The organism is Mycobacterium sp. 1245801.1 (assembly GCF_001673055.1).
Classification (GTDB): Bacteria; Actinomycetota; Actinomycetes; order Mycobacteriales; family Mycobacteriaceae; genus Mycobacterium; species Mycobacterium europaeum_A.
Map to the genome: position 1 here is coordinate 1 of NZ_LZKY01000184.1, position 5,233 is coordinate 5,233.

Consider the following 5,233-nt stretch of genomic DNA (forward strand, 5'->3'; position numbering starts at 1 on the left):
CACCATGCCCTAGCCATCATCGATTGCCTTCTGAGCAAGGCCTGTGAGTCGCCGCAGGTGACCCACACTGGCGCGATACCCGATCGCATCGGCATCCGGCAATTGCGAATCGATCTCGGCAACTACATCGACCGCGTCGCGGCCGGCGAAACCATCGACGTGACCCGCCGCGGACGGGTCGTGGCGCGCCTGCAGCAGCCCACGAACTGACGGCGGCCACCCGAGCCAGCTCTTCACAGCAATAGCCAGCCAAACTTCGCGCCGCAAACACCCCGTGTGAACGGTGAGGGAACGGATCCCCACGACCTGCGCTCGACAGGCCGGAAAAGCCAGCACGACTAGGGCATCGACAGCTTGGTCAGACCGGTTAGCTCGTCGCCTCGCGTAAGCGTTTCAAGCTAACGCGCCGGGGCGGCGTCGTCGCGCGTTCGCCCGGTTTCCGCCCCTTCGAGGTATTGTCGGTTGCATCGCGTCTTTTGTCGGCCCGTGTGCGCTTCGGCTTATTAGCGGGTGTGGGGGGCGGTGTTGGGCGGAAACTGTATAAGAGCTTATCGATGACAGTCAGGGCTTCGTGCCGAGCTGTTACGGGATCGTCGGATTCTGCGATCGTAAAACACATTTCAGCCAATGCGCCGCGCATGGTGGCCACCACCATGGTCGATGTGTAATTGCTAGCTCCGGCCGGAGCCAGCGTAGCGGCGAATTCGCGAGTCAAGTTGCCGTAGTAGTCCGCGTCGAGCTCTCGCCAGCGTTCCCAGCCGATCGCGGCGGGGCCTTCTTTGAGCACTACCATTTGGTACGCGGGTTGGGTGCAAGCGTCTAGAAATGCTGTGATGCCGGCTCGAATGCGTTGCCAGGGCTCGTCTTTTCGTTTGATCGCATCTACTGTTAGCAGATAGACCTCGTGTTGGAGGCCTTCGAAGACGGCCATAAACAATCCCAGCTTGCTTCCGAAGTGATGCTGCAGAGCTCCACGAGTGACGCCTGCATGTTCACAGATCTGCAGACCGGTAACATCGGAATACTGGAATTGAGAGAATATTTCGCGGCCGGATGTGAGGATTCGGCTACGGATGACCTCGCCATCGCGGCCGGGGCGGGTCATCGGTGCCACCCTTCACCCCTTCTGCCAATCAACAGTCACAGTGAATGCTACATTCACTGTGACTGTGAATCTAGCAGACGGCTGTTGCCGGCGTCCCGGTCGGATCAAACAGCGCGCCGACACCGACAAACGACGCAGTGTGCTGACTGTCTTTGACTGGACGCTGGCGGTGATCGCCGATTGGCTGGCGCACCGACAGCGCTGCATGGATGACAGCATCCTCGGATCCGGCACTGTCTGGCCTGGCCAGTGAGGACATCCCACTCAGCCACGACGGTTTCGACGCCGCCGGACAAAACAGCCAGGTCGCACATCTGCGCAGCCTCCTCGAGCACACGGCCTGCTCCCGCCACGCGAGGACCCCTTGCCCATGTCCAGGCCTGGCTGGCCTCAAAACTCAAAGCGATCTGCGAGCCAGTCGTTCGAGTCCCGCGTCGAGCAATTCGCCACATACATCACCTACACCACCTACGCCGAACCTCTGCTTCGGGCCAAAGCTCCCACGGACCAACACATTCGGCGCGACAAGAAGGTGTAAGGCGTGATTCGGCGTCCCGTGGAGTAATTCCTTGATCCATGCCAGCCCGCTGGTCTTGGGTGAGCAAGCGGGTGATCTGGGCTTAGGCGTCGGTCACCACCGCGATCCTGTCTAGGTATCTCACCTATTGCTCCTCAATGATCATTCGGATGCGTTCAACCGACTTCTCCAGGTTGGCCTGCAGGTCGGCGCGGCGATCTCGGACCCAGAGGAAAAGGAGCTCAAAGACGACGGCGGTCAGCGGCATGGGCACACACATGCGGACGCTTTCGGTCAAACGTGTTGTGTTCTCTGACGGGCCCGAGTCGAGGCGAAACGTCCATTGAGTCCAGTCACCGCCGAAAGCCTGGACGATAAACGAGAATTCGCGGTCTGGTTCGGCGGTCTCGACATTGGATGTCGTGGTCCATCGGCCAAGACGGCGCCGGTTGCGTGCCTCGAAAGTCTTCGCGTCGAGCCATCGGGCGCTGACAGTCTCCGGGCTCCACTGCGGTATACGGGTGATGTCGGAGACCAGGGCGTACACGGCGTGAGCCGGAGCGCGCACATCGGTCCAGGCAGACAGCGTTTCATCCTTCTGCAACAGAGACAAGGCAACACCCTTTCACCCATCATGGACAGCACGTCGACAGCGGACTGTAGAGGTCGCGTCCTAACGGTAACTTACCTCCACAAGCCCAAGTATCCACTCCTGGAAGTATTCTAAATCTGTTCGATGACCTCGTGCAGTGGCGCCAACATCCTCAGCAGGTCGGCCTGGGGATCAACCGTCGCCTCACCGCCGACGCGGTCAGCGAGATAGGGCTGGACCCGGTGACGATGGAGTCAGTTGCTCAGCGCATCGGTCTCAGCACTGCGGCGGCGCTGTATCACCATGTGAGCGGGCGCAAAGACTGCTGCGCATGGCATGCGAGCAGATGATCTCCACCGCTCCCGATCTCAGCACCGCCGGCAGGCACTGGTCGAGAAGCTGGGGCAATGGGCTCTCAGCATTCGATGTCTGCTGGCCCGCTCATCCAGCGCTCATTCAACTGAACGTCAGCGGAGTGGTCGGCGACGACAACCAGCTGCCGGCCGTTGCATCCGCCAAAGACCTTGTAGCACAGGGGTCCTGACGTCTCCGCCGTGATCACCGCAGTAGAAACCATCGGGGCGGTGGCCAACGGATCGGCGATTCATGACATACAAAGTGCTCGAGCAGCAAGCAGCGGCCAAACCTGGGCCCGCTTTCATTCGATGAATCATTCCGGCGACAATCCACGGCATCACCCGTCGTAGGCCGCAGTACGGCGCCGCTCCCCCGCCCTGCTGGGCGCAAGAGCAGAATCGACAAAGCAAAACCTCGGCTCGTATCTAATGCAGCGGTCGCCATGCTTCCACGAGATCGGCCGACTGTACGCGTCAAGCTCCAAATGCTGCGCCACAAAGGAATTGGCCGCTCTTCCGGTTTGCCTGCTCGGGTTAGCCTGCTGACCGGACCTAGAGGGCATCCTCCTGATCGTCCCATTAAGAACGGAACTAAACCCGGGATAGTCCGTTGGTGTTGGTCTGATAACCAGCGGCGCGAGCCCACGCTCATCGCGTACCCCATCCGCTGACGCCACCGTCGCCGAGAGCCGCTGGATTCAACCGGTGATCGCAACACCGGCTTGTTGGAGTGAGCGTAGACGATCGTTGAAGCTTGTGCTGGTGTTCCCCCTGTGCTGGCGTTCCCCGGTTCAGCGTCTTGCGGAGTCGGACCGACGATATTGGCGTACAACGACTGTGGCGAACTCGATGATCGCGACAGCAATCGTCAGCTACTAGCGGCTCGTTCTTCGGTTACACCACAACTACTTTGCGGAAGCAATCGTCGCCCCGCCACTCTCCCGCAAGGTAACATCCTTCACTCACACGGGCCAGGCACTCGCCCCGCAGTGGCAACCCCGCTGTGCGCCAACAGCTTTGATTGCTTATCACGATGGCCGCGCCGGCTCTGCCGAGGTGACCCGGTCGCGGGAACGACGGGACGCCCACGCCGGCGGGCAGAAGCCGACTTGCGTTGAGGTAAATCGGGGATTTCATGTGCTAACCACCGAACCTTCGGTAAGTCCAGCGTTCGCGAGCGATACCACTCGTGATAGCAATTACGAATCATCTAGTAGGTTCCGGCTACAATGACATACGACACAATTAGCCCACGACGGCGGCGCATACTAAGAGGTGGCCGTGCATTTCACTGCTTTGCGTAAGAAGCGTTTATGTTTCGCGTAACTAGTTGTTCACCAGTTCAACTTTGCAGCGCCTGTATCGATGACTTATGGTTTGGGCATTCAAGCGACGAAACGGCCCGCTAGATTTGTTGAAATTGGGCCCGCAGTATCCAGAGGAACATCTTGCCCGAAATGCTCGGTGCTAGCAGCCAGCGACTAGCGCAAACCCCTGCAACGTCGGTGTCAACCTGGTCACGGTCACCGATGAGACATCATTCGATCTGCAAGCGCGCCCACATGCCACGGGACCATCCGCATCATTCAAACCTCGCCCCTGGAGCCCAATCCATATCACCCGCAACGTCTCTCAACTTCGTTGATCAGGTAGCCCTGACTGTCTCCGAAGACAGGCAGTCCGGTGTCATGCTGCTGTTGCGGTCGGTGTTCGGGATGCAGTCCCAAGAAGGTCACGATCTCGTCGACGCCAACGGCCTTATGCGGCCGCGCCTTTACTCTCGACGCCCCGCACGCAGGTACGCTGCGTGTTGAACTCAGCACAATACCGGCCATGACGTCAGAACCTAATCGATCGCCACTGGCACGATTCGGCGGCGTTACCCACATCGCCTCCGCACTGACGACATCTTCAATGCGGCCGACCGCAGGCAACAACGCGGGTTTGAGCCTCTTCCCGTGCCGCAGAACTACTATGACGCCCCGGCTACACAAATCGAGTTCACCTCAGCCCAACTGAATATCATGAGCAGCTACGGAATCCTCTACGACGCCGATACCTTCGGCGGGCAGTTCTACCACTTCTTCACACTCGTGATCGGCGACGGCATTTTCTTCGAAGTTGTCCAACGCATCGGCAAGTATCCCGGCTACGAGGAGGTCAACTCCGCCTCAAGGCTAGCCGCGCAATGTGTATTTGAGTCACACGCTCAGCGAGCCATCCTATGAGTACAACCTCCTATGACTCGACACCAACTCATGCGGACCGAACCAGTGCAGACGAACGAACACCCCACCGCCCCAGCAGGAATGGATTCAGCAGTGCGGTTGTCTGCCTCGTGAACAACGTCGGTACGCGGAGCGCCTGCCGACGAAAGACCCTACGATAGAGATGGCGGCGATGGACTACGTTCTGCGACAGCAGGTTTCACGTTCCTTGATCGAAATTCGCCCTACGGTCGAGCAGTCCGAGTCCGGTTACGATGGACCGATGAACTGGACCGTCGACATACCGATCGATCAGCTGCCGCCGCTGCCGCCGCTGTCGCCTGACCTGCGGGCGCGGCTGGACGCCGCACTGGCCAAGCCGGCCGCCCAGCAGCCCAGCTGGCCCGCCGACCAGGCGACGGCGATGCGCACGGTCCTCGAAAGCGTCCCGCCGGT

4 protein-coding genes and 1 pseudogene are annotated in these 5,233 nt (G+C 60.0%); 3 read left to right on the forward strand and 2 right to left on the reverse strand.

Going from position 1 to position 5,233, the window contains the following annotated elements; all coding sequences use genetic code 11:
• The coding region (locus tag A5622_RS29635; RefSeq protein WP_197507997.1) for a type II toxin-antitoxin system Phd/YefM family antitoxin at nucleotides 1–210 on the forward strand (210 nt) is incomplete at its 5' end.
• Between the two features lie 157 nt (nucleotides 211–367).
• Here A5622_RS29635 and A5622_RS28155 read toward each other — a convergent pair.
• Nucleotides 368–1,105, reverse strand: coding sequence for a TetR/AcrR family transcriptional regulator (locus A5622_RS28155; RefSeq protein ID WP_082994573.1), 738 nt, complete (start codon nucleotides 1,103–1,105; stop codon nucleotides 368–370).
• Nucleotides 1,106–1,767: 662 nt separating this feature from the next.
• Nucleotides 1,768–2,235, reverse strand: coding sequence for an SRPBCC family protein (locus tag A5622_RS11595; RefSeq protein WP_066868765.1), 468 nt, complete (start codon nucleotides 2,233–2,235; stop codon nucleotides 1,768–1,770).
• A 2,293-nt stretch (nucleotides 2,236–4,528) separates the two neighbouring features.
• Here A5622_RS11595 and A5622_RS11605 point away from each other — a divergent pair.
• Both A5622_RS11605 and A5622_RS29135 read left to right on the forward strand, forming a co-directional pair.
• Entirely contained in the window at nucleotides 4,529–4,798 is a 270-nt protein-coding gene (locus A5622_RS11605; protein ID WP_066878610.1) for a hypothetical protein, read from the forward strand.
• A 262-nt stretch (nucleotides 4,799–5,060) separates the two neighbouring features.
• A pseudogene (locus tag A5622_RS29135) lies at nucleotides 5,061–5,233 on the forward strand (3-deoxy-7-phosphoheptulonate synthase class II); the annotation flags it as partial.

Excerpts from the sequence above, each read along its gene's own strand:
- A5622_RS28155 (WP_082994573.1), bottom strand. The coding sequence starts at position 1,105 with ATGACCCGCCCCGGCCGCGATGGCGAGGTCATCCGTAGCCGAATCCTC.